Source organism: Bradyrhizobium sp. A11, assembly GCF_042077125.1.
Taxonomy (GTDB): domain Bacteria; phylum Pseudomonadota; class Alphaproteobacteria; order Rhizobiales; family Xanthobacteraceae; genus Bradyrhizobium; species Bradyrhizobium japonicum_B.
The window spans coordinates 2,789,720-2,813,625 of sequence record NZ_CP149509.1; the positions used below are offsets into that span (position 1 = coordinate 2,789,720).

23 protein-coding genes are annotated in these 23,906 nt (G+C 65.6%); 10 read left to right on the plus strand and 13 right to left on the minus strand.

Translation table 11 applies throughout. The features are described 5' to 3' along the window. Positions 1–63: 63 nt before the first annotated feature. On the plus strand, positions 64–792 hold the full coding sequence (locus WI560_RS12825; protein ID WP_375308299.1) for a DnaJ domain-containing protein: 729 nt from the start codon (positions 64–66) through the stop codon (positions 790–792). A gap of 247 nt (positions 793–1,039) precedes the next feature. Here the strand turns inward: WI560_RS12825 and WI560_RS12830 are convergent, their stop codons facing one another. Next, the gene (locus tag WI560_RS12830) at positions 1,040–2,908 is read right to left on the minus strand and encodes a D-alanyl-D-alanine carboxypeptidase (RefSeq protein ID WP_375308300.1); all 1,869 of its coding nucleotides are present in this window, start codon (positions 2,906–2,908) and stop codon (positions 1,040–1,042) included. Between the two features lie 387 nt (positions 2,909–3,295). Here WI560_RS12830 and WI560_RS12835 point away from each other — a divergent pair, with 387 nt between their 5' ends. Next, positions 3,296–3,634 carry a phasin family protein gene (locus WI560_RS12835; RefSeq protein WP_028135884.1) on the plus strand — a complete coding sequence of 113 codons (339 nt, stop codon included), beginning with the start codon at positions 3,296–3,298 and terminating at the stop codon, positions 3,632–3,634. 72 nt (positions 3,635–3,706) lie between these two features. On the opposite strand, the gene WI560_RS12840 is transcribed toward WI560_RS12835, so the two are convergent. Beyond that, positions 3,707–5,059, minus strand: coding sequence for a pilus assembly protein TadG-related protein (locus WI560_RS12840; protein WP_375308301.1), 1,353 nt, complete (start codon positions 5,057–5,059; stop codon positions 3,707–3,709). Between the two features lie 482 nt (positions 5,060–5,541). Between WI560_RS12840 and clpS the strand changes: the two genes are divergently transcribed. Both clpS and clpA read left to right on the plus strand, forming a co-directional pair. Next, positions 5,542–5,874 (plus strand): ATP-dependent Clp protease adapter ClpS, encoded by a 333-nt coding sequence (gene clpS, locus WI560_RS12845; RefSeq protein WP_028135886.1) that lies wholly within the window; start codon positions 5,542–5,544, stop codon positions 5,872–5,874. A 282-nt stretch (positions 5,875–6,156) separates the two neighbouring features. Then, on the plus strand, positions 6,157–8,562 hold the full coding sequence (gene clpA / locus WI560_RS12850) for an ATP-dependent Clp protease ATP-binding subunit ClpA (RefSeq protein ID WP_028135887.1): 2,406 nt from the start codon (positions 6,157–6,159) through the stop codon (positions 8,560–8,562). Positions 8,563–8,633: 71 nt separating this feature from the next. Here the strand turns inward: clpA and WI560_RS12855 are convergent, their stop codons facing one another. From WI560_RS12855 to WI560_RS12880, 6 genes are all read right to left on the minus strand, one after another. Then, the gene (locus tag WI560_RS12855; RefSeq protein WP_375308302.1) at positions 8,634–9,092 is read right to left on the minus strand and encodes a PEGA domain-containing protein; all 459 of its coding nucleotides are present in this window, start codon (positions 9,090–9,092) and stop codon (positions 8,634–8,636) included. A gap of 129 nt (positions 9,093–9,221) precedes the next feature. Further along, positions 9,222–10,643 carry an MFS transporter gene (locus WI560_RS12860; protein ID WP_375308303.1) on the minus strand — a complete coding sequence of 474 codons (1,422 nt, stop codon included), beginning with the start codon at positions 10,641–10,643 and terminating at the stop codon, positions 9,222–9,224. 89 nt (positions 10,644–10,732) lie between these two features. Next, entirely contained in the window at positions 10,733–11,113 is a 381-nt protein-coding gene (locus WI560_RS12865; RefSeq protein WP_375308304.1) for a c-type cytochrome, read from the minus strand. Between the two features lie 67 nt (positions 11,114–11,180). After that, positions 11,181–12,206 carry an aldo/keto reductase gene (locus WI560_RS12870; protein WP_375308305.1) on the minus strand — a complete coding sequence of 342 codons (1,026 nt, stop codon included), beginning with the start codon at positions 12,204–12,206 and terminating at the stop codon, positions 11,181–11,183. 168 nt (positions 12,207–12,374) lie between these two features. Next, complete coding sequence (locus WI560_RS12875; protein ID WP_375308306.1) at positions 12,375–13,769, minus strand: methyl-accepting chemotaxis protein; 1,395 nt, start codon at positions 13,767–13,769, stop codon at positions 12,375–12,377. 193 nt (positions 13,770–13,962) lie between these two features. After that, positions 13,963–14,919 (minus strand): helix-turn-helix domain-containing protein, encoded by a 957-nt coding sequence (locus tag WI560_RS12880; RefSeq protein WP_375308307.1) that lies wholly within the window; start codon positions 14,917–14,919, stop codon positions 13,963–13,965. Positions 14,920–15,114: 195 nt separating this feature from the next. Here WI560_RS12880 and WI560_RS12885 point away from each other — a divergent pair, with 195 nt between their 5' ends. Next, complete coding sequence (locus tag WI560_RS12885) at positions 15,115–16,131, plus strand: carbon-nitrogen hydrolase family protein (RefSeq protein WP_257195130.1); 1,017 nt, start codon at positions 15,115–15,117, stop codon at positions 16,129–16,131. A 28-nt stretch (positions 16,132–16,159) separates the two neighbouring features. After that, positions 16,160–17,200 carry a phenylacetaldoxime dehydratase family protein gene (locus WI560_RS12890; protein ID WP_375308308.1) on the plus strand — a complete coding sequence of 347 codons (1,041 nt, stop codon included), beginning with the start codon at positions 16,160–16,162 and terminating at the stop codon, positions 17,198–17,200. On the opposite strand, the gene WI560_RS12895 is transcribed toward WI560_RS12890, so the two are convergent. Next, complete coding sequence (locus tag WI560_RS12895) at positions 17,197–17,835, minus strand: HAD family hydrolase (protein ID WP_375308309.1); 639 nt, start codon at positions 17,833–17,835, stop codon at positions 17,197–17,199. The two genes, WI560_RS12890 and WI560_RS12895, sit on opposite strands and share 4 nt — an antisense overlap. Positions 17,836–17,923: 88 nt before the next feature. Between WI560_RS12895 and WI560_RS12900 the strand changes: the two genes are divergently transcribed. The 4 genes from WI560_RS12900 to tsaA all read left to right on the plus strand — a co-directional run bounded on the left by WI560_RS12900 (position 17,924) and on the right by tsaA (position 20,640). Beyond that, the gene (locus WI560_RS12900; RefSeq protein ID WP_375308310.1) at positions 17,924–18,877 is read left to right on the plus strand and encodes a transglycosylase SLT domain-containing protein; all 954 of its coding nucleotides are present in this window, start codon (positions 17,924–17,926) and stop codon (positions 18,875–18,877) included. 153 nt (positions 18,878–19,030) lie between these two features. Further along, positions 19,031–19,771: an AzlC family ABC transporter permease gene (locus WI560_RS12905; protein ID WP_375308311.1), complete on the plus strand. Its 741-nt coding sequence runs from the start codon at positions 19,031–19,033 to the stop codon at positions 19,769–19,771. Then, on the plus strand, positions 19,768–20,118 hold the full coding sequence (locus WI560_RS12910; RefSeq protein ID WP_028135897.1) for an AzlD domain-containing protein: 351 nt from the start codon (positions 19,768–19,770) through the stop codon (positions 20,116–20,118). Before WI560_RS12905 ends, WI560_RS12910 begins: the two co-directional genes overlap by 4 nt. Before the next feature lie 30 nt (positions 20,119–20,148). Next, entirely contained in the window at positions 20,149–20,640 is a 492-nt protein-coding gene (gene tsaA / locus WI560_RS12915) for a tRNA (N6-threonylcarbamoyladenosine(37)-N6)-methyltransferase TrmO (protein WP_375308312.1), read from the plus strand. A gap of 3 nt (positions 20,641–20,643) precedes the next feature. Here tsaA and WI560_RS12920 read toward each other — a convergent pair whose 3' ends face one another. The 4 genes from WI560_RS12920 to WI560_RS12935 all read right to left on the minus strand — a co-directional run bounded on the left by WI560_RS12920 (position 20,644) and on the right by WI560_RS12935 (position 23,800). Continuing rightward, positions 20,644–21,069, minus strand: a complete 426-nt coding sequence (locus WI560_RS12920; protein ID WP_375308313.1) for an HIT family protein — start codon at positions 21,067–21,069, stop codon at positions 20,644–20,646. Positions 21,070–21,135: 66 nt separating this feature from the next. After that, the gene (locus WI560_RS12925; protein ID WP_375308314.1) at positions 21,136–22,377 is read right to left on the minus strand and encodes a GNAT family N-acetyltransferase; all 1,242 of its coding nucleotides are present in this window, start codon (positions 22,375–22,377) and stop codon (positions 21,136–21,138) included. A 202-nt stretch (positions 22,378–22,579) separates the two neighbouring features. Beyond that, the gene (locus WI560_RS12930) at positions 22,580–23,326 is read right to left on the minus strand and encodes a glycerophosphodiester phosphodiesterase (RefSeq protein ID WP_375308315.1); all 747 of its coding nucleotides are present in this window, start codon (positions 23,324–23,326) and stop codon (positions 22,580–22,582) included. 6 nt (positions 23,327–23,332) lie between these two features. Then, complete coding sequence (locus WI560_RS12935) at positions 23,333–23,800, minus strand: RidA family protein (RefSeq protein WP_018321130.1); 468 nt, start codon at positions 23,798–23,800, stop codon at positions 23,333–23,335. Between the last annotated feature and the right edge of the window lie 106 nt (positions 23,801–23,906).

A 23,906-nucleotide genomic window follows, 5' to 3' on the forward strand; every position in this document is an offset into this window, starting at 1 on the left:
GCTGTCCCGGCTCGTGGCGGCGTGCGCCATGCATTTTGCCGCGAGGGCGACTATATTCCCGCCATGACTCTGCTCGCCGGCGCTGTCGCCGTTATCACGCTCTACCTGCTGCTCCAGATGTTCCGCGCCGCCAACCCGGCGGTGCTGGCGCGCGCCGTCAGATTTGGCGGCGGCGTGCTGGCGCTGGCGGTCGCGGCGTTCACGGGCCTGCGCGGCGAGCTGGCGGTGGCGATTCCGCTGGGGATTTTCGGCGCCGGGCTATTGGGCTGGACCCCGCTGGCAAACACCGGCTTCGGCAATATCGGCGGGCTGTTCGGCGGCGGCGGTGCCGCGCCCTCATCAGGGCAGACCTCGCGCGTGCGCTCGCAATTTCTGGATATGCGGCTCGACCACGATTCCGGCCAGCTCGGCGGACAGATCGTCGCCGGGCCTCATGCCGGGCGCGATCTCGGCGAGTTCGATCTTGCGAGCCTGCTGGCGATGGTCCCGACCTTCGACGCCGAGAGCGTGGCCCTACTTGAAAGCTATCTGGACCGCCGGTTTCCCGCTTGGCGTCAGAACGCGCAGGGCGATGCGGCAGGGGGGCAGCGCCGCACGACGGCGAGCGGCAAAATGACGGCGGAGGAGGCCTATCAGATCCTTGGCCTGCCGCCGGGCGCGGGGCGTGACGACATCACCCGGGCGCACAAGTCCCTGATGAAGAAACTCCATCCCGACCAGGGGGGCTCGAACTATCTCGCTGCCCGGGTAAACGAGGCCAAGGATACTCTGCTTCGTACGCATAACGGCTAACTCCGGCACCACGCCACAAACGCCCGTACCGTGTGAGCTCCGCTTGCTCCGTTTGCCGTCGCCCCGATGCCCGCCATTCCGGCGTGGTCGATCCCTTGAGCAAAGTTTTAACCGTAAATTCTTGACGAGAGGTTGTCGCGGAGCGGCCTCGTCGCGATCGCGCCACCGTCTCCGCATCACGAACGCGTCCCCAAAACGAAAATGCCCGCGCAAGGCGCGGGCATTTCGTCTGGAACGGGAAGCGAGATCAGTTGCGGACGGTGATGCAGGAAATCTCGGCGCGCTTCAGGGTGCGGCAGACCGCCTCGGCCTGGTCGCGCTCGAGCCCGGCGAAACGGGCGCGATAGAGCTTGCGATTGTCCTTGGCGACGACGGGCTCGGTGAACGGATCGGCCTTGCTGAGCAAGCCGCGGGCCGAGCTGCGCGCGGCGTCGATGCGCTGCTGGGCTTCGTTCTCGCTCTCGAGTGCGCCGACCTGGACGATCCAGCCGCTGTGGGTGACGGCAGGCTTGGTGGTGGCGCTCATCTGGACCGGCATCGGATCGGCCGAGGCGAGCTTCGGAGCGGCAGGGGCAGGGGTATGGGTATGGGCGGGCGCGGCGGCCGTTGCGGCCGGCAGCACGCCGAGGATCCCGTTGCCGGTGCCGAAGCCGGCCGGCTGCCGCGGCAGCTCGGCGCGGGCGATCTCGGCCTTCGGTGCTTCCGGTTGGCTGGCGATCTCGGGCTTGTTGATGAGGTCGGCCCGGGCGACGACGGCGCCGGAAGTTTCCGCGACGTCGGAGCGGGACGGAATGGCATTGGTGACGGGCGGGCCGACCTGGACCGGGGCTGGGGCGGCGGAGGCGACCTTCACCGGGCCGGCCTTGACCTGAACCGTCTTGACCCGGACCGGCTTCATCGGCTCGGACGAGCCGGGAATGATGGAGAGCGGCTGGCTCGAGATCACGCCATTGGTGAGCGGCGCGGGCTCGACCCTGGATTCCGTCGGCCGAACCTCAGGCTTGCTGGTTTCCGGCCTGGTCGGGGCCGGCGGCACCGCGGCCGTCGCGGCGGCCAGCGTCGCGAGGCGGGCAGCGAGACGAGACGGGGCAGGCTCGGGAGCAGGGGCCGCTGCCTGGACCGGCAGCGCGGGACGGGCCGGCTGTATATCCGAGGCGGCGGCAACAGCGGTCGCGGTGTCGGCGCCGTTGCGCTCGGTGACCGCGGCAACGGTGTGGACCGTCGCACCCTTCTCGAGATTCTCCGCGAGCAGGTTGCGCATGATGGCATCGCGCGAGCCGCCGCTGCGGCCGCCCAGCACGACGCCGATCAGATGGCGGTTGCCGCGCCGCATCGAGCTGACGAGGTTGAAGCCGGAGGCGCGGGTGTAGCCGGTCTTGATGCCGTCCACGCCCTCGACGCTGCCGAGCAGGTGATTGTGATTGCGGATCGACTGTCCACGCCAGTTGAACGTGGAGGTCGCGAAATAGCGATAGTAGCGCGGGAAGCGCTCCTGGATGGCGCGGCCGAGCGTGGCTTGATCGCGCGCGGTCGTGACCTGCTCGTCGTTGGGAAGGCCGTTGGCGTTGCGGTACACCGTCTTGGACATGCCGAGCGCGCGCGCCTTGCGCGTCATCATCTGGGCGAAGTCGTCCTCGTCGCCGGCGATCGCTTCCGCGATCACCACCGCGGCGTCGTTGGCGGAGCGGGTGACGAGACCCTTGATCGCGTCCTCGACACGAATGGTCTGGCCGGCACGCAGGTTCAGCTTGGTCGGATCCTGGTCGGCCGCGTGCTTGGACACCGGCATCTCGGTGTCGAGCTTCATCTTGCCGGACTCAAGGCGCTCGAACAGCAGATAGAGCGTCATGATCTTGGTCAACGAGGCGGGGTGGCGGATTGCGTCAGGGCTGGTTGCCTGCAGCACCGCACCGGAATTGCCGTCGACGATGATGGACGCGAATTTCGAGCTGGAGCTCTCGGATACATCGCGCTGCACCCGATGGTGCACGTAGTGCCGGCGATGGCGCCGTGCCTCGGCGGCATCGATGGTGAAGATGACCGCGCTGGTGATGGTGAGAAGCCCAAAAACGCCAACCCGCGCCAAGCGCGAGGCAGACAAGTTTTTACGAAGCATGGAACCCCGTCCCCGTTTCTGACTAGATCACCGGCTCGTGAGGCGAAATTGTGCCCAACGGACCCGGGATCACTACCTGCTCAGGCTGTCCCTCCGCTGGTGTTCGCCGCGGGGGGCGTTGGACCTGAGCCGCTATTCTGGCTAAGGTGATGTTCTCAAACGGCTTTCGACCGTCTTCGGAAGCTGACCACGTCCGGGAATCAGGGTAGGGGTCCGCGGTTTCCAAAAGCTTAAGGAAACCTTGCGGGAAACCCCGGGAATTGGCGCGAATGATGCCAAATTTTGTGCGTCGCACAAATATTCTTGACTTATTTGTGCGTTGCACTAATTATGAGCAGAGTCAGGGAGCCGGGGCTTCCGACGAAAGCCAGGGAAAAGGATTCCGGAATGTTCAAGGTTGAAGACTTTCAGAGCTACGGGAAAGAGCAGTTCGAGCAGTGCGTTGCTTCCGCGACCTCGGTGCAGCACGGCCTCCAGGCGATCGCCAGTGCCTATGGCGACTACACCAAGAAGTCGTTCGAGGACACCAAGTCCTTCGTCGAGAAGCTTTCCGGCGTGAAGTCGCTGGACAAGGCCATGGAAGCGCAGACCGATTTCGCCCGTTCCGCCTACGAGACCTTCGTTGCGGAATCGCAGAAGATCGCCGGCCTCTACAGCGACCTCGCCAAGCAGGCGTTCAAGCCGGTCGAGACCATCGTGTCGAAGTTTACCCCGGCCGCCCAGTAACGCTTTCAGGACATCTTGGAATCGAAAGCCCGGCTGATCCAGCCGGGCTTTTTGTTTGCTGCGGTCAATCGGTCAGCGCGCCACGCGCAGCTTCGACAGCGAGGTGCCGATGTCCTTGAACACCGATGCGGTCTGGCTGGCCGACGTGACCAGGTAGAACTTGTCGGTCCCGCTGGCGCAATATTGCAGCACGCTCGAGGTCGGATCGCTGCCGGTGTTCACCTGCACCGTGTAGATCGTGATGTTGGAAGGCTGGGCCTTGGCGTTGTCGCACAGCTTCTTCTGCCGCGCGTCGATCTGCGCCGCGTTGTTATACCAGCGGTTCTGCGTATTGAGGCCGTCGGACAGCAGCACGATCGCGTCCTTGTAGGTGTAGTTGGTGTCCTTGGCCGGGGCGTTCATGGGATCGCCGGTCGACAGCGTCATCCATCCCCAGGCGAGGCCGATGCCCTGGTTGGTGTTGCCCGTGGGCTTCATGGCGTCGATCCGGCCCTTGAGCGCGGTCCAGTCGTAGCTCAACGGCATGATCGGTTGCAGGTAGGACCAGCTGGCCGTGTTGCAGTAGGAGTACTGTTCGGCCGGGAACAGCGTGCCCACATTGCCGCTCGTCGGCGTGGTGTTCTTGGTGTCGTAGTCCTGATCGCGATCGACCACGCAACCGGTCCAGGTATTGCGGTTCGCCGGCGTCCATTTCCATTTGTTGCAATTGTTGGAATTGCCCGACGTGCAGCTCCAGCTGCCGTTGGCGGCATCCCAATCGGTGAAATCGATCCAGCTCTTGTTGTAGTTGCTGGCGCCGACGTTGACGTCCTTGGCGAACGGAACGATCGAGATGTAGACGTCGCCCGGATTCTTGGCGAGCGCGCTGAGTTGATCGACCAGATTCTTCGCCGCCGTCTGCATCGCCCCCATCTTGCCGTCGCTAGCCATCGAGCCGGTATTGTCGAGCACCAGGGCCACGCGCATGCGGACGTTGCCCCAGGCGCTGGTGGACGTGGTGCCGACGTCGAGCGTCGGAAAGCCGGCGATCTTCATGAAGGTGGTCGTATAGGTGCCAGCTCCGGTGAGCTGGATCGTCGAGCCCATGCTGGTGCTGGCCGTATAGGTGGCCGCGACGCTGACCGAGGGCAGGGCGGACGTAGCCGTAAACAGAGCGTTGAAATAGGCCTGCGCCTTCGTGCCAAGCTGCGACGTGGTGATGGTGCCGTTCGACAGGTCCTTGGAGAGCATCAGAGCGGCGGAGTCGAGGGCCGCCTGCATCGACGTGCGGGCCTGGACGGCGCGGCTATAGTCTATTGCGGCCCCGATGAAGCTCAGCACCGGGACCAGGGCGATCGCGAAGATCATGGCGATATTGCCTTGCTCGGCCGCCGCGAAGCGGGCGAAGTGTCGACCAATCAGGCGGACGAGCGGCGAGCGAAACATGACGAGCCCCGAAATCGGTGGTTTTGCCCGATTTCGCGCCACGCCACTGAATGTCTGGTAAATCCCACCGTAGAAGACCGGGGTATCCCGGGGGAAACGTCGCAATCGTGTTAAATGGCTTGGTTCCTGGTCAACAGATTCTAAGCGGTATAGGCATAAATTTTTGTCAAATCGGTCCGGATTGATTAACCTCGGTCCGGATCGCCCGGACCGGGAATCGGGACTTGCGCGGCCATCGGTCGGACCTTTGCACGCTTGCGGCGAGCCGGGGGCAGGCCCATATTGCTGTCGAACGATCCGGCTTGGACCGGATCTGTCGGGAGCGGCGATCCAAGAAGGCGGCGCGCCTGCGCCAGGCTCCGAAGGGCGGGGTCGCGCGGTAACCGCCATTCGCTTCCGTGGGGAATTTGAACGCCTGAGCCATGCCGCAATTGACTTCCAGACTCGACCTGTCCGCGCCAGCCGCTGCCTCCGCTCCTCGCATGAGCAATGACGAGAACCGTTCGGGCAGCCCGTCAGGGCCGAACACGTCGGTCATCACCAAGGTCAAGCCCAAGACCAAGCGGCCGAACCTCTACCGCGTGTTGATCCTGAACGACGACTACACGCCGATGGAATTCGTCGTCCACGTGCTGGAGAAGTTCTTCAACAAGGATGTCGAGGCCGCGACCAAGATCATGCTTCACGTCCACCATCACGGCATCGGGGAGTGCGGTGTGTTCACCTACGAGATCGCCGAGACCAAGGTGACGCAGGTGATGGATTTCGCCCGCAAGCACCAGCATCCTCTGCAATGCGTGATGGAAAAGAAGTAGACGGTGCGTTTGATGCGGGCCCTCGTGTCGGTCGCCGTATGAGCGTCGCGTGACGCCGGTGCGCACCACGTGTGTCGCAGTCGGCAAAACTACGGAATTCCGCGCCGGCCCCGCTCCCGCCCGATCGGAACGGGTTTTGCATCGAAAAATGCCTCAAGTGTGAGTCGCCCGAGTCGCGGAACCGGTCTTTCGCCGCGATCTTGTATAACTATATGTGACAAAGGTTGTTGTTGCCTGACCGGGCGATCACGACCATGATGGTGGGGGCCATAGAGGACGCGAATGCCGACTTTTTCCCAAAGCCTTGAACAATCCCTGCATCGTGCGCTGGCGATCGCAAATGAGCGTCATCACCAATACGCGACGCTCGAGCATCTCTTGCTCTCCCTGATCGACGATTCCGATGCAGCCGCCGTCATGCGCGCCTGTAGCGTCGATCTCGACAAGCTCCGTACGAGCCTCGTCAATTATCTTGAGACCGAATTCGAGAATCTGGTGACCGATGGCGCCGACGACGCCAAGCCGACCGCCGGTTTCCAGCGCGTGATTCAGCGCGCGGTCATCCATGTGCAGTCCTCCGGTCGCGAAGAGGTGACCGGCGCCAACGTGCTGATCGCGATCTTCGCCGAGCGCGAGAGCCATGCCGCGTATTTCCTGCAGGAGCAGGACATGACGCGCTATGACGCCGTCAACTACATCAGCCACGGCATCGCCAAGCGGCCGGGCGTCTCCGAAGCGCGCCCGGTTCGCGGCGTCGACGAGGAGACCGAGGCGAAGGGCAACGAGGACGCCAAGAAGAAGGGCGAGGCGCTCGAGACCTATTGCGTCAACCTCAACAAGAAGGCGCGCGACGGCAAGATCGATCCGGTGATCGGACGCAATTCCGAGATCAACCGCGCGATCCAGGTGCTGTGCCGCCGGCAGAAGAACAACCCGCTGTTCGTCGGCGAAGCCGGCGTCGGCAAGACCGCCATCGCCGAAGGCCTCGCCAAGCGCATCGTCGACAGCGAAGTGCCGGAGGTGCTGGCGGCGGCGACGGTGTTCTCGCTCGACATGGGCACGCTGCTCGCGGGCACGCGCTATCGCGGCGATTTCGAGGAGCGCCTGAAGCAGGTGCTGAAGGAGCTCGAGGCGCATCCCAACGCCATCCTGTTCATCGACGAAATCCACACCGTGATCGGTGCGGGTGCGACGTCGGGCGGGGCGATGGATGCCTCGAACCTACTCAAGCCCGCGCTCGCCTCGGGCACGATCCGCTGCATGGGCTCGACCACCTACAAGGAATATCGCCAGCACTTCGAGAAGGACCGCGCGCTGGTGCGGCGCTTCCAGAAGATCGACATCAACGAGCCGACGGTCGAGGACGCGATCGCGATCCTCAAGGGTCTCAAGCCGTACTTCGAGGACTATCACCGGCTGAAGTACACCAATGAGGCGATCGAAGCCGCCGTTCAGCTCTCCTCGCGCTACATCCACGACCGCAAGCTGCCCGACAAGGCGATCGACGTGATCGACGAGTCCGGTGCGGCGCAGATGCTGGTGGCCGAGAACAAGCGCAAGAAGACCATCGGCATCAAGGAGATCGAGACCACGATCGCCTCGATGGCGCGGATCCCGCCGAAGAGCGTGTCGAAGGACGATGCCGAGGTGCTCAAGCATCTCGAGACGACGCTGAAGCGCACCGTGTTCGGCCAGGACAAGGCGATCGAGTCGCTCGCCGCTTCGATCAAGCTGGCGCGCGCCGGCCTGCGCGAGCCGGAGAAGCCGATCGGCTGCTACCTGTTCTCTGGTCCCACCGGCGTCGGCAAGACCGAGGTCGCCAAGCAACTCGCGGCGAGCCTCGGCGTCGAGCTGCTGCGCTTCGACATGTCCGAATACATGGAGCGGCACACCGTGTCGCGCCTGATCGGCGCGCCTCCCGGCTATGTCGGCTTCGACCAGGGCGGCCTCTTGACCGACGGCGTCGACCAGCATCCGCATTGCGTGGTGCTGCTCGACGAGATCGAGAAGGCGCATCCCGATCTCTACAACGTGCTGCTGCAGATCATGGACCACGGCCGGCTCACCGACCACAACGGCAAGCAGGTCAATTTCCGCAACGTGATCCTGATCATGACCACGAATGCGGGTGCGTCCGATCTCGCCAAGCAGGCGTTCGGCTTCACGCGCTCGAAGCGGGAAGGCGACGACCACGAGGCGATCAACCGGCAGTTCGCGCCGGAATTCCGCAACCGTCTCGATGCCATCGTCTCGTTCGGCCATCTCAGCGTCGAGGTGATCGGCACCGTGGTCGAGAAGTTCGTGCTTCAGCTCGAAGCGCAGCTCGGCGACCGCGACGTCACCATCGAGCTGTCCGAGCCCGCCAAGGCCTGGCTGGTTCAGCATGGTTACGACGAGCAGATGGGCGCGCGCCCGATGGCCCGCGTGATCCAGGAGCATATCAAGAAGCCGCTGGCCGACGAGGTGCTGTTCGGCAAGCTGAAGGGCGGCGGTCACGTCCGCGTCGTTCTGGTCAAGGACGAGGCCGACGAGACCAAGGAGAAGATCGGCTTCGAATTCGTCGAGGGCCCGGTCACGCCGAAGCAGGAGAAGCTGCCCGGCGCCCGCAAGCGCCCCCCAGGCAAGTCCAAGCCGGGTGGTCCCGGCGGCTCGAAGGGGCCGACTAAGGGGCCGCTGGTCAAGGCTTGATCTGACCGCATCATGAATCGAAAGGCCGGCTGTGAAGCCGGCCTTTTTGATTCTGAAGCGGTCCAGGTCCCTTACGTTCCGGTTTCGGGGGTCGCCGCTGGCGGACGCGGCTTGCGGGGGCCGGCTGGCCGTGCGCCGCGGGCAGGGGCCGACGGCTGCATCGTCACGATGACCGGGTTGGGCTTGTGATCGGTTGCGGCGCCCGTTGCGGCATCGACGCCCATGCCTACGACGCCACCGAGCAGAAGATTGCCGGCAAAGCCGGCGGCTCCACCGGTCTGGATGTCTCGGCTGAGTGGTACGATCTGCGGTTCATAGCCTTCCTTCTGGAAGGTAATCGAAATGTCGGCGTTCCGCTTGACGACCACGGAGCAGGGCGTCGTGCAGGTGGTCGGAACCTCCATTCCGCTCACGACGGCTTCCACGCCCGAAGGTGTTGATGAAATGCTGATATTCTCGGTCGTGCCGCGCGTGACAGACGCGCAGCCGCCCAGCATGACGCCGAGCGCCACAATTCCCAATAAACGCATGAACTGCCCCCATATTCCCCGCCTCTATCAAGCGCAACCGGAGCGTGAGGGCAATAGGTCATTGGTCCGGATAGTTAAGCCACGCAGGGGTTGTGCACGGGAATGGCAGGGACCTGAAGGTGGACGCCTTCAGTCGCCGCGCAGGCGCTGATCGTCCTGCACTCGCACATGCTCGGCGCCGCGCGCGCCGGCCGGGGACAGCCGCAGCATGCTCAAGACCGCGCCGCAGAGCGCAAAGCCGACGCCGGCGAGCAGGGCATATCGGGTGCCTTCGATCGGATAGCGGCCGAGCAGCAGCGCCACCAGCGCTGCGCCGGTGGTCTGGCCGAGCAGGCGCGCCGTCCCCAGCATGCCGCTGGCCCCGCCGGCGCGCTCGCGCGGGGCGGCGGCGATCATGGTGCGGTTGTTGGGGGTCTGGAACAGGCCGAAGCCGGCGCCCGCCAGTGCCATGCGCCAGATCACGTCGAACGGCGTCGGGTCTGCCGGGAGCAAGGCGAGCGCGGCAAGGCCGCAGGCGAACAGCGTGAGCCCGATGCCGCCGAGCAGGCCGGCCGGATAACGCTCGACCAGGCGGCCGGCGAGCGGCGCTGCGAACGCCACCGCGATCGGCCATGGCGTGATCAGGAGCCCCATATGCACCGCCGAATAGCCGAAGCGGCTCTGGAGGTAGAAGGGGATCGCGACGAAGGCGAGCATCTGTCCGCAGAACGAGGCGATCGAGGTCGCGATCGACAGCGCGAACACCGGGATGCGCAGCAGATCGACCGGCAGCAGCGGCGAGGTCATGTGGGTTTCGCGCCAGATCAAGAGCGCCCCGGCGACGATGGCGATGGTGAACTGGATCAGGCAGACGATCGCCGGCTCGCCATGACCGACGCTGTCGATCGCTGCGATGCCGACGCCGAACGTGATCGCGGAAAGTCCCGCGCTCTGCCAGTCGAAGGAACGGTCGGCGGGCCTGGTATGCGGCAGGCTGCGCAAGCCGATCAGCAGCGTCACCGCGCCGAGCGGCACGTTGATGGCGAACAGCCAGGGCCAGCTTCCGACCGCGAGGATGCCCGCGGCGAGCGTCGGACCGGCCGCGGCCGAGAAAGCGACCACAAGCGCGTTGAGCCCGATGCCGCGGCCGAGCAGATGACGCGGATAGGTGAAGCGCACCAACGCGGCGTTGACGCTCATGATGCCGGCGGCGCCAAAGCCCTGGAGGATGCGTGCGGCTGTCAGCAGCGGCAGCGTGTGCGCCAGTGCGCAGAGGGCGGACGCCACCGTGAACAGCACCAGCCCGACCAGATAGACGCGGCGATAGCCGACGATCTCACCGAGCGAGGCCAGCGGCAGCAGCGAGATCGTGATCGCGAGCTGGTAGCCGTTGACGATCCAGATCGAGAAGGCCGGACTCGCGTCCAAGTCGGCCGCGATCGTCGGCAGCGCGACATTGGCGATGGCGCTGTCGACCACCGCCATGACGATGCCGAGCGCGATCGTCAGCACCGCCTGGTTGCGCTGCGGCTGCGGCAGGCCGTCGACATGCTCGATCGTGGTGGACGACATCGTGACGCGCGTTGGGTTGAGATGCGGTTGCTGGTCGCAACTTGGTCCGGCCCGGGATGGTTCCGGCCAGAGCGGCAGCCGGTTCGCGGCTATTTCGGCTTCCGCGGCTCCTGAATCGCCCTGAGATAGCTTACCACGGCCTCGGCGTCGTCGCGGCCGAATCGGGCCGTCGGCATGGCGCGGTGAATGCTGCTGTAGCCGTCCTGGAGGCGCTGCGCGAAGTCGGGATCGTAAAGTTTGTTCTCGCCCAGCGTCCGGAAAGGCGGGGCCAGCTCATTTGGGCTCGCGCCGCTCCTGCCGACCGCATGGCACTCCGCGCACATCCGCTGCAGCATTGCTTCTGCGCGCCGCTGCTCGGCGTCCAGAGCCTCACTCGCAGTGCTCCATAGAACGCCAACGGCCAGCCACGCCGGTGCGGCGCGGCTCAGACTGAGGGCCGTGAACAGAACCTTCATGGCAAATTGACGCATCGGGGCCTCGCGATCGCCGCAGAATGCCACGGCCGAGGCCAGCGCGCTTGACGCAGCTCAACGGTTCCTAGACCGCTGGCGGGTTGCGGTCGATGAACGTCGTCCGCTGGTGCCAATAGGGATAGGGCAGCGTCACCTTGCTCGCTGCGTCGAGCTTTGCGACCTGGTCCTTGGTCAGCGACCAGCCGACCGCGCCGAGATTTTCGCGGAGCTGCGCCTCGTTGCGCGCGCCGATGATCAGCGTCGACACCGTGGGGCGCTGCAGCAGCCAGTTCAGCGCGATCTGCGATACGCTCTTTCCCGTTTCCTTCGCGACCTCGTCGATCGCCTCGACGACGCGATAGACGTGCTCGTCGGGCACGGGCGGGCCGAACTCGGCGGTCTTGGGCAGGCGGCTCACCTCGGGCTTCGGCTGACCCCGGCGGATCTTGCCGGTGAGGCGCCCCCAGCCGAGCGGCGACCAGACCACGGCGCCTAGGCCCTGGTCGAGGCCGAGCGGCATCAGCTCCCATTCGTAGTCGCGCCCGATCAGCGAATAATAGGTCTGGTTGGCGACGTAGCGCGGAAAGCCGTGCTTGTCGGCAAGTGCGAGCGACTTCATCAGGTGCCAGCCCGAGAAATTCGAGACGCCGACGTAGCGGATCTTGCCGGCGCGCACCAGCACGTCGAGCGTCGAGAGCACCTCCTCGGGCGGCGTGAAGGCGTCGAAGCCGTGGAGCTGGAACAGATCGATGTAGTCGGTGCCGAGCCGGCGCAGCGAACCGTCGATGGCGGCGAGCAGATGCTGCCGCGACGAGCCGATGTCGTTGGGGCCGTCGCCGAAGCGGAAGGTGGCCTTGGTCGAGATCAGCACCTTGTCGCGGCGGCCCTTGATGGCTTCGCCGAGCACGCGCTCGGACTCGCCCAGCGAATAGACGTTCGCGGTGTCGAACATCGACACGCCGGCTTCGAGGCAGATGTCCAGGAGGCGCCGCGCTTCGGTCGCGTCCGTGCTCCCCCACGCAGCGAGGCGGCCGACGCCGCCGAAGGTGCCCGTTCCTAGGCTCAAAGCAGGCACCATGAGGCCTGACCGGCCCAAGCGTCGGTATTCCATCGATATGCTCCTCGGCTGACTGCTGATTGGGGCACGCGTTCTGTTATCCCATGGTAGCGCAGGGATTCAGCCCGGACCATCGCGCGCGCACATGGCGGCCCTGCGTTGATCGACGCGTTAAGCCGTTGTGATTTGCAGGCTCGCGGCGGTGATCATCCCAGCCACGTCTCAGCGGGAAAGGTCGTCGAGCAGTCTGAGCACGTCCGCGGATGCCTCTTCGACGAGCGAGATTTCCCGGAGGGCGCCGGCGAGGTCGCCATCCGCGAAGAGCTTCGCGGCCCGTTTTCCATGGTCGTGTACGAGAGCGTGCGGCCTTTCGAGCGGTCCGAACGCCCGATGATTGCGCATCGTCAGAGAACCATCGCCATAGTACCATTTGCCCAATCGGCAAGAATGATGGTCTGCGAGTTCGTCGGCCTTCAGCATGGCGCGGCCGATCGCCATGTCTGCCAGACGCTTCTTCCAGATGACGTGGTCCGCCTTGGCCAGTCGCGGAACTTTGTTGTCGAACGACAGGCCGGCAATTTCCTGAAGTTGCTTTCCGGCGATCCCCTGGGATACGTCGAGTTGAGCGGAGATGCTCTTGATCTGATCGACGTTCGCCTGCGTCATGCGCGCAATCGCGGCGATGCCTTCGGCCACTTCGCGCGAAGCGTCGGTCTGCTGATTGAGGATGTTCGCGATCTCGTCCATGCCGCCCGTTAGGGTGACTGTCCTACGTTCGACGTTGGACATCTCCTCGCCCAGCTGCGTGACAATTTCCTTGCTCTCGGCCGCCGCTGACTTGCAATCGGCCATTGCGGTCACGATGAGTTCGACTTCATCCCTCAGGCGTTGTATCCGCTCGCGAATGTCCTCGGTCGCCTTGCCGGTCTGTTGCGAAAGTCCCTTGACCTCCGAGGCGACCACGGCGAAGCCGCGTCCAGCTTCGCCGGCCCGTGCGGCTTCGATCGTGGCGTTCAGCGCCAGAAGATTGGTTTGCCTCGCAATCGCATCGATCGAACCGACGATGGCGCCGATTTCTTCGGACGCCGCGCTGAGCGCCAGAATCTTGTCCGACGCATCGTTCGCGGTCATCTCGACCCGCTCCATCGCCTTGGAAGCGAGCCGGACCGTGGACATTCCCTGCTCGGCGCCGACCTTCATCTGGGCGGCGCTTGCGGCCGCATCCTCGGCATTGGATCGGATCTGGCCCACCGAAGCGACCATCTCTTCGCTGGCAGCGGCGAGCGCTTGCGTGCGATGGTCGACCTCCCCACAGGCGGTGAGCATCCGGGCTGCGGAAATCGCGGTTTCATTGCTCTGGATGTTGAGATCCACGATGGCGTCGAGCTTGTTCGATGCGTCGCCGGCCAATCTCTCCGCGAGCTTTGAGATTGCCCTGGACAGGCGATCGTCGCCGCCGCAGCCGGGTGCGAGGAAATTACCTTCGGTCAAGGCCTCGATATACGCTGCCAGAGCTTCGTCGCGGGCTTGCAACGCCGCCGGCCGGTCCGCCGCTTCAACGGATTCTCCCGGAGTGAAGGTCGAGCGCTTGCGGCTGGCGCTGGCGAATAGGGACATGCGGCTTTCCGGCAAAGCTCGGTGAAGGGATCGCTTCATTTTATGGAATGGAGCTGAACGGCTCGTAAGTTTTCCTATCGGAATCCTGCAAACGATCTCGCCGGCCGGCGGTGTCTCGTACGCCGTGTGTGGCGTGCTGCTCCGCAGCATCTGCCTTCGTGCTGATCCCTAGAGACGCCCCCCGTGACAGATCTCAGTGTCGCAACTGGCTTTGCCGGAAGTCGCGCGGCGACATGCCGAAACGCTCGCGAAAGACCCTGCCGAAGTGCGAGAGGTCGTTGAAGCCCCAGGCAAAGGCGATCTCGCTGATATGGCGGTGACCGAGAAGGGGCGAGGCGAGGTCGCGCCGGCATTGGGCGAGCCGTTCGGCAAGGACGAAACGTTGGAACGAGGTCTCCTCGTCGGCGAGCAGATCATTGACGTAGCGCGGCGAGATGCCGAGCGCGGCCGCGGTATCCGACAATGAAAGGTCGGGATCGGAGAGGTGGGCGCGGACGTGCGCCTTGAGCCGGTAGAGCAATGCAGAGCGGTGGGTCGAGGACGGCAGCGATGTCTTTCGGAGCCGTTCGCTCAGCGCCATCGCGAGCAGATCGACGGCCTGCTCCGACAATGCGGCGGCGCCGTCGGACGCGAGCCGGTCGGCGCTCTGGCAAAGCCGGAAGATGAAATCATAGGCGAGCCGCTCGAGCGGCGCGTCGCCGCCGAACGACATCGCGGTCAGCGTCTCGGTGCCGCCGAGCCGACGCTGCAACATCTCCCGCGGCACCTTGAAGATGGACTGCGTGAAAGGATCGTTGAACTTCAGCTCATAGGGGCGCGTGGTGTCGTAGAGCGCGAACTCGCCGGGATGGATCACGGTCTCGCGGCCGTCCTGCACCACGCCGCCGTCGCCGCGATGGCCGAGCGCGACCAGGACAAAATCCTGATCCGAGTGAGCAATGCGCGAGGGTGTACGGAACACGTGCTGGCGATCGGAACAAACCTCGGAGCATACGGCCTTGCCGAGCGCAGCTTGCGTGACCGAGCCGCGAAAGGCGCTGCCGAGATCGGACCTGCAGTCGAGCCCGACAAAGACGTCGCAGACGATGTCCTGCCAGAGCGCGAGCCGCCGATGGGCCGGGCTGCCGTCCGTCGTGAACTGGATTGGCATCTGGAAAGCCTCCCTTGTCCCGTCCAGCAAAACCGCCAATGGACGGACCCAGCCTGACCGGAGGCAAATCCCATACCCGGCAGGAATTCCGCCCGGTCGAGTTTTTGTTCCGTCGCGGTCGAGCGCTCGATCGCCCGCTTTGGTCCAATAGACTGCATCGGAGATGGCTTCCGATCAACCGGCCAGGAGGCGGCAATGGGCATCGAACATCCGAAATACAAGGTGGCGGTGGTGCAGGCGGCGCCGGCCTGGCTCGACCTCGACGCCTCGGTCGACAAGTCGGTCGCGCTGATCAGGGAGGCCGCCGAGAAGGGGGCCAGGCTGATCGCCTTCCCGGAGGCCTTCATCCCCGGCTACCCCTGGCACATCTGGATGGACTCGCCGGCCTGGGCGATCGGCCGCGGCTTCGTGCAGCGCTATTTCGACAATTCGCTGGCCTATGACAGCCCGCAGGCCGAACGGCTACGCGATGCCGTGCGCAAGGCCAAGCTCACCGCCGTGATCGGCCTGTCCGAGCGCGATGGCGGCAGCCTCTATCTGGCGCAATGGCTGATCGGACCCGACGGCGAGACCATCGCCAAGCGCCGCAAGCTGCGGCCGACCCATGCCGAGCGCACCGTCTATGGCGAGGGCGACGGCAGCGACCTTGCCGTGCACGCGCGGCCCGACATCGGCCGGCTCGGCGCGCTGTGCTGCTGGGAGCATCTGCAGCCGCTGTCGAAATACGCGATGTATGCCCAGAACGAGCAGGTGCATGTCGCGGCCTGGCCGAGCTTCTCGCTCTACGATCCCTTCGCGCCGGCGCTCGGAGCCGAGGTCAACAATGCCGCCTCGCGCGTCTATGCGGTGGAAGGCTCATGCTTCGTGCTGGCGCCTTGCGCGACGGTGTCGCAAGCGATGATCGATGAGCTCTGCGACCGGCCGGACAAGCACGCGCTGCTCCATGCCGGCGGCGGTTTCGCCGCGATCTACGGCCCCGACGGCAGCCAGATCGGCGACAAGCTCGCCCCGGACCAGGAGGGACTCCTGATCGCCGAGATCGATCTCGGTGCCATCGGCGTCGCCAAGAACGCGGCAGACCCGGCCGGGCATTATTCGCGCCCGGACGTGACGCGGCTGCTATTGAACAAGAAGCCCTACAAGCGCGTCGAGCAGTTCGCGTTGCCGGCCGATACCGTCGAGCCCACGGACATCGCCGCGGCGGCAAGCTGATCACGGTGATGGAGGGGAGGGTACGATCATGGAGTCCGCAATTCCTCTGCATCTCGAAACCACGCGCACGCGCCACAAGCGCGTGCCGGACGATTACCAGCCGCCTTATCCCTCTTTCGTGGCGCGCTACAAGCCGGGCGTGAGCCGGGTCGTGATGGCCTATTTCGGCGTGCAGCATCACGGCACTGCGCCGGCGGCCGCGGCGGAGGCGCTCGCCGAGATCGCGGCGCGGTTCGCTGCGGCAGGCGGGCCCTCGCATTGGGACCGCGCGCGCTATGTCGATCAGACCGGATACGAGACCATCGTCTCCGTCGGCTATTGGGACGACATCGTGCGCTTCGACGCCTGGTTTGAACCGGCGCGCGAGGCCTGGACCGGGCGGCAGCGCGAGGGCATCGGCACGTTCATTGAGGTGCTGCGTCCGACCGTGGCGCGGCACGAGACGCTGTTCTCGTCGCCCGACCGGACTGAGGGGGTCGCGGCGGTTGCCGAGGGCATGAGCGGCGAGGTGCAGGAGCATGCCTATTGGGGTGGCATGCGCGACCGCATCCCGCTGTCGCAAACCGACGCGATGGCGCCCGGCGGCACGCCGAAGCTGGTCCGCGACGGCGCTCGGCTGCGGGTCGTGGCGCACGACAATCTCTGCCTGATCCGTTCCGGGCAGGACTGGAGCGATACCGAAGCGTCCGAGCGAAAGCTTTATCTCGATGACGTCGAGCCGGTGCTGCGCAAGGGCATGGATTTCCTGCGCGACGACGGTCTCGCGATCGGCTGCTATGCCAACCGCTACATGCGCCTGGTCTCGGCCGACGGCAGCATGAGCGAAAAGTCTTACGGCCAGAGCTGGTGGAAGAGTCTGGCGGCCCTGGAGCGCTGGGCCGAGTCGCATCCGACCCATGTCAGGATCTTTGGCGCGGCGATGAAGTATCTGTCGACCCTTGGACCGTCAGCCAGGCTGCGACTGTATCACGAGGTCACGGTAGCCGCTGCGGACGAGCAGTTCTTCGAATATCTGAACTGCCACGACAGAACCGGCATGCTGGCTTCCGTGGAAGCGGCCAGCGCCTAAGCGACGCAATGGCCGAGCAGCTCGGGATGCGCGGCGCAGATGTGATGCGCGCCGGCGTCCTTCAGCTCGGCCTCGCTGCCATAGCCATAGAGCACGCCGATCGCGGTCATGCCGTTGGTGCGGGCGCCAACCACGTCATGGCTGCGGTCGCCGATCATGATCGCGCTGGCGGCATCGACCTTGGCCTGGTCGAGCGCGTAGCGCAGCAGGTCGCGCTTGTCGACGCGCGTGCCGTCGAGCTCGGAGCCGAACACGTGCTCGAAGTAGGGTTTCAGGCCGAAATGATCGACGATGCGCCTGGCATAGACCGCGGGCTTGCTGGTCGCGACGAACATGCGCTGGCCGGTCGCGGCGAGCGTCGTCAGCGTGTCCACGATGCCGGCATAGGCCTCGTTCTCGAACAGGCCGATATCGCTGAAGCGCTCGCGATAGAGCAGCAGGGCGCGGTCGGCGAGCTCGTCGGTTCCGGTGAGCTTCTTCAGGCTGGCATGCAGCGGCGGCCCGATGCACCAGGTGAGCTCGTCCTCGCTCGGCACCGCGACGTCCAGCTGCGCCAGCGCGTATTGGATCGAGCGCGTGATCCCCGGCTTCGGGTCCGTGAGGGTACCGTCGAGATCAAAAAAGATTGTCACCATCAGGCCGGACCTGCGTTGATACTGCCGTCCGTTGCTAGTTGGCTGGGGTTCCAAGTCAAGGTCCGATTTGTCCTGTAACGTCGATGCCATGCGAATAGCTCGGGTTATCGCTGTCTTGTGCCAGGCCCTCGTGCTGTCGCCGGCGCTGGCAGAGGAGACGCCGGCCCCGGACGTGCCTCCGAAGGCTGAGGAACCCGCGAAGCCGCCGGAGACGCCGAAGGACGCCCGCGAGAGCGACACGCGGGAGTCGATCTGCCTGATCGTGGAGGCGGCGGCGCGCGATGCCGATCTCCCGCTGGAATTCTTCGCCCGGGTGATCTGGCAGGAAAGCCGCTTCCAGGCCGATGCGGTCGGCCCCATGACGCGCAGCGGCGAGCACGCTCGGGGCATCGCGCAGTTCATGCCGGGCACCGCGAGCGAGCGCGGGTTGCTCGATCCGTTCAATCCGGTGCAGGCGCTGCCGAAGTCGGCGGAATTTCTGAGCGAGCTGCGCAGCCAGTTCGGCAATCTCGGCCTTGCCGCGGCGGCCTACAATGCCGGCCCGCGGCGGGTGCGGGAATGGCTCGCCGGGACGGGCGGAATGCCGGAGCAGACCCGCAACTACGTCTACGCCATCACCGGCACCAGCGTCGATGCCTGGGCCAAGGCAGGAGCGACCGGCAAGGGACCGCCAAGCTCACCGCCGACGAGCTGCCGCGATCTGATGGCGCTATTGAAGCGCGCACCGAATGCCTTTGTTGCCGAGCTCGAGCAGCACGTGGAGCTTGCGGCCGCCAAGGCCTGGGGCGTCCAGCTCGCCGCCGGCTTCGACCGCAACAGGGCGCTGGCGATGTACTCGCGTGCCGTCACGCGGCTGAGCGCGGTGATCGGCGAGCGCGACCCGAGCCTGCTGTCCTCGGTGATGCGCAGCCGCGGCACGCGCGCGTTCTACCAGGTGCGCATCGGCACTGAGACGCGCAACGAGGCGGATGATCTGTGCAGCCGGATCAGGAAGGCGGGCGGGGCCTGCTTCGTGCTGAGGAACAGGGGTGTGAGCGGGTAACTCCGCTTGTCATTCCGGGCTCGCGACTTCGTCGCGCCCCGGAATGACAGCGGTGGGAAGGTCGCGCATGCCAGCCCCGCCGCCGGCTTCCTTGACGCGGATGCTCCCATTGCCCGTTATGCGGGCACGATTCCGTAACCCCGACCAATTCCCGTGGCGCTTCCCCCGCTCGATTCCCCGCAATGGAACAGCCCCTGGCTTGCCTTCGGCTGGGGCCTGCGCTCGATCACGCAGACGATCCTCACCATCGTGTTGTTCGTGACCTATCTCGGCATCGGCGCACTCGCCCATGACACTCATTTCAGCCTGCTCTGGGCGCTCTGTTCGACGCTGTTCGTCTGGGCGGGGCCGGCGCAGATCATCCTGATCACCACGCTCGGCTCCGGCGCCACCATCATCCAGTCGGCGATCGCCGTCACCGTCAGCGCTATCAGGCTGTTTCCGATGGTGGTCTCGGTGCTGCCGCTGATGCGCACGCCGACGACCAGACGGCGCGAGCTGGTCTTCGCCGCGCATCTCACCGCGGTCACGCTGTGGGTCGAGTGCCACCGCTTCCTGCCGCAGGTGCCGCGTGAGCGTCGCATCGCCTTCGTTCACGGGCTCGGCTGCGGCCTCGTCTCGGTCTGTCTCGTTGCCAACACGGTCGGCTATTTCCTCGCCGCCAACCTGACGCAGACGCTCGGCGCGGCGATCCTGTTGCTGACGCCGCTGTCGTTCCTGTTCTCGACGGCGCGCAACAGCCGCGAAATCGCCGATGTGGTCGCACTCGTGCTCGGCGTCTTGCTGTATCCGCTGGCCGCGAAGCTGAGCTCCGGCGTCGATATCCTGGTCAGCGGGGTGGTGGCCGGCACCGTCGCCTATGGCGTGCATTGGTGGCGGGAGGTGCGCGCATGAGCTCGGCGCAGCTGATCGGCGACTGGCATGCGCTGGCGGTGCTGTTCGTCGCCGGCGTCATTCCCAACCAGATCTGGCGCATGCTGGGCCTGTGGTTCGGCGGCGGCATCGACGAAGGCTCCGAGCTGCTGGTCTGGGTGCGGGCGGTCGCCACCGCGATCCTTGCCGGCGTGATCGCCCAGATCGTGGTCGAGCCGCCGGGCGCGCTCGCCGGCGTGCCTGATATCCTGCGCTACGGCGCGGTGGCCGCCGGTCTCGTCGTGTTCCTGCTGACGCGCCGCTCGATCTTTGCGGGCGTCGTGACCGGCGAAGTCTTCATGCTGGCCGGCAAGTGGTGGTTGGGCTAAAACACGGCTCGACAGCAAGGAATTGGAAATATGGTTCGCAAGAACGAGCTCCGCGAGGGCGAGGTCGCCATCGAGCTGCCGCCCGCGCAGGATGCCGGCCTGATCTTCATCGGCCGCATCCGCACGCCCTGGACCTCGCGGATGGAGACGCCGCGGCAGGGGCGTCAGGATGGCCCGATCTGTCGTCTCGAGATCTTCGAGCCGTTCGTGCCAGGCATCAAGGGCGTCGACTTCTACAGCAATCTCGAGGTGCTCTACTGGCTCGACCAGTCGCGCCGCGACATCATCCTGCAGAGCCCGAAGAACAACGACAAGACCCGGGGCACCTTCTCGCTGCGCTCGCCGGTGCGGCCGAACCCGATCGGCACGTCGATCGTCAAGCTGGTCGGCATCGAGGGCAATGCGATCCTGGTGCGCGGTCTCGACTGCCTCGACAACACGCCGCTGATCGACGTCAAGCCGGATCGGTGCGAGTTCACCCCGCTGGCCGCGCCGCAGAAGGGTGATTTCGAGACGGAATGACGATCAGCCTTTCAACGCCGCGATCAGCTTCGCCGCGTTTTCTTCCAGCACCTTGGCGTCTTCCTTGCGGCTGGCGGGCGGCAGCATGGCGACGCCGTCGTGGCGCGGCATGACGTGCATGTGCAGGTGAAACACCACCTGTCCGCCGGCGGGCTCGTTGAACTGCTGCACGGTGATGCCGTCGGCCTTGAAGGCCTTCATGGCGGCGGCCGCGATCTTGTGCGCGCCGCGGGCGACATGGGCATAATCGTCGGGCTCGATATCGAGAACGTTGCGGGCAGGGGCCTTCGGGATCACCAGCGTGTGACCGGGGACGCGCGGCATGATGTCGAGGAAGGCGAACACGTGCTCGTCCTCGTAGACCTTGTAGCAAGGCAGCTCGCCGCGCAGGATCTTCGCAAAAATGTTGTTGGTGTCGTAGGCGGTCATATTGGCGGCTCCCGAGAACTTTGCGCCTGGAATTTTGCGCTTACTGTCACCAGCGGCGGCAAACCGTCAAGGCGCCTCGTCGGCGCCTTTGCGGAACGGGCCGAGCTCGGCGAGCTCCCGTCCGGCCTCGGCGACATAGGCGCGCTCGCGCTTGAGGTAATCGTCGATGGCGCGACGCAGGCCCGGATCGGCGATGAAGTGGGCTGAATGGGTGGTGCGCGGCAGGTAGCCGCGGGCGATCTTGTGCTCGCCTTGCGCGCCGGCCTCGACATGCCTAAGGCCGCGTCTGATGGCGAAGTCGATCGCTTGGTAATAGCAGACCTCGAAATGCAGGAACGGATGATGCTCGACTGCGCCCCAGTTGCGGCCGAACAGCGTGTCCGAGCCGATGAAGTTGATCGCGCCCGCGATCCAGCGGTCGTTGCGGCGGGCCATCACCAGCAGCACATCCTCGCTCATGGTCTCGCCGATCAACGAGAAGAATTCCCGCGTCAGATAAGGCCGGCCCCATTTGCGTGAGCCGGTCTCCATGTAGAATTCGAAGAAGGCGTCCCAGGCCTCCTCGGTGATATCCTTGCCGGTGAGCCAGTGGATGGTGACGCCGGCGGCCAGCGCATCGCGCCGCTCGCGCTTGATCGATTTGCGGTGCCGCGAGTTCAGCGTCGCCAGGAAATCGTCGAAGCTGGCAAAGCCCTCATTGTGCCAATGGAACTGCTGGTCGGTGCGCTGCAGGAAGCCGTGCTCGGCGAGCAGCTTCCATTCGTCCTCGCGCGCGAAGGTGACGTGGACCGAGGAGGCCTTGCTGACACCGCACAGCGCCACGAGGCCGCTCGCCAATGCGTCCATGATCCGTTCGCGGTCGACGCCGTCGCGGACCAGGAGCCGCGGGCCCGTCGCCGGGGTGAAGGGAACCGAGACCTGGAGCTTCGGATAATAGCGCCCGCCGGCGCGCTCATAGGCGTCGGCCCAGCCGCGGTCGAACACGTACTCGCCTTGGGAATGCGATTTCAGATAGCAGGGCACGATTCCGGCGACGCGGCCGTCCACCTTGGCCACGAGATGCCGCGGCCCCCAGCCGGTGCGGATGGTCGCCGAACCCGATTTCTCAATTGCGGAAAGAAAAGCGTGGGAGACGAACGGGTTATAGGCCGGTCTTGAGAGGCCGAGGGATCCGCCTGAAAGGGAAGATGAGGTTCCGTTGCCGGCCACATGGCACCGTCCGCCGGGATTGGCGCAGGCGTCCCAATCCTCCGGTGACACGTTGTCAATCGAAGGTACCGCCTCGAGCGTGATTTCGGATGATGCCATCGACCCCCAAGATCGTGCATTGCAGCAGCGACTTCAAGAGGGCGGGGAGGGCACAGTCTCGTGCCCCGGACGCAGCGCAGCACGCAGTGGTGCGCTGCTGAGCCGGGGCCCATTTCTCCGCATTGTCCTGTGCGGCTTTCTAGGTCCCGGCTCTGCGCAGCAGCGGTTCACGCTGCAGCGCGTCCGGGACACGAGCGAGGCCCTACGGCACGAACCCCTCAAAAATCATCTGGTCCGCGTATTGCCCGACCCGGGTCCGCTGCTCCGGCGTGCGGACGGTCCAGCCGAGCAGGGCGCAGCCGAAGATGTTGCGGGCGATCCAGGGGGCGGGGGCCGGGAGGTCGTCGACCCGAAACGCCACGAAGTGGGGTTGGGTGCGAAAGCCGTGGCGCAGGTACAGCATGCTGTCGCGCTGCTCCCGCGTGAGCCTCGCCCAGTAATCGTCCTCATAGGTCCGCTGCGCGACGATGCCGCGCGGACGGGAGGGCAACAGCTCGCGCAGCGCCAGCACCTCATCGGGGTCGAAGGACATGCCGACGGCTGGTCCGTCATAGGACGCCAGCACCTCGGCCATCCGCTTCACCAGCTTGCGGTCCCCGCCAAAATGGCTCTTCACCTCGATCACCAGCGGCACGCGGCCGGCGACCAGGGCGCAGAGGTCGGACAGCGACATCATCCGCTCGGGCGTGTCCTTGAACCTGACGGCCTTCAACTCGGCCGCCGTCTTCGAGATCACCTCGCCGGTGGCCTCGGTGAGGCGGCCCAGGGCGTGGTCGTGATGCACCATGGCCTCGCCGTCAGCGGAGAGCTGGATGTCGACCTCGATCGCGAAATTGCCCGCGATCGCGGCCTGCACCGCGCCGGGCATGTTTTCGACGATGCCACGGGAGATGTCATGCAGGCCGCGATGGGCGACCGGCCGGGCTGTCAGCCAATCGGGCGCGCGCATGTCGCGTCAGGCGACCTCGAACACGCCGTCGACCTCGACCGCGGCATCGGCGGGCAGCGAGGCGACGCCGACGGTGGTGCGGGCATGGCGGCCTTTGTCGCCGAAGGCGGCGACCATCAGGTCGGAGGCGCCGTTGAGTACCTTCGGCCCGTCCAGGAAGTCCGGCGCCGAGTTGATGAAGCCGCCGAGCCGCACCACGCGCACCACCTTGTCGAGATCGCCGAGCGCCGCCTTGACCTGGGCCAGCAGGTTCACCGCGCAGCCGCGGGCGGCCGCAGCGCCGTCCTCGATGGAGACGCCGGCACCCAGCTTGCCCTTGGCGATCAGCTTGCCGGCGGGATCGAAACAGACCTGGCCGGAGACGAACAGCAGATTGCCGGTGCGCACGAACGGGACGTAATTGGCGACGGGCGTGGGGGCCTCGTGCAGCTTGATGCCCTGTTCCGCCAGCTTCTGCTCGACCGTGCCCGCCATGTCCGACCTCGTTGTCCAAAAAATCATTCGCCCCGGCGCGTCCGCAAAGGTAGCCGGGCGCGCCCTGTTTCGCCCATCGGGCCGCCACATGCAAGCAACCGCAAGG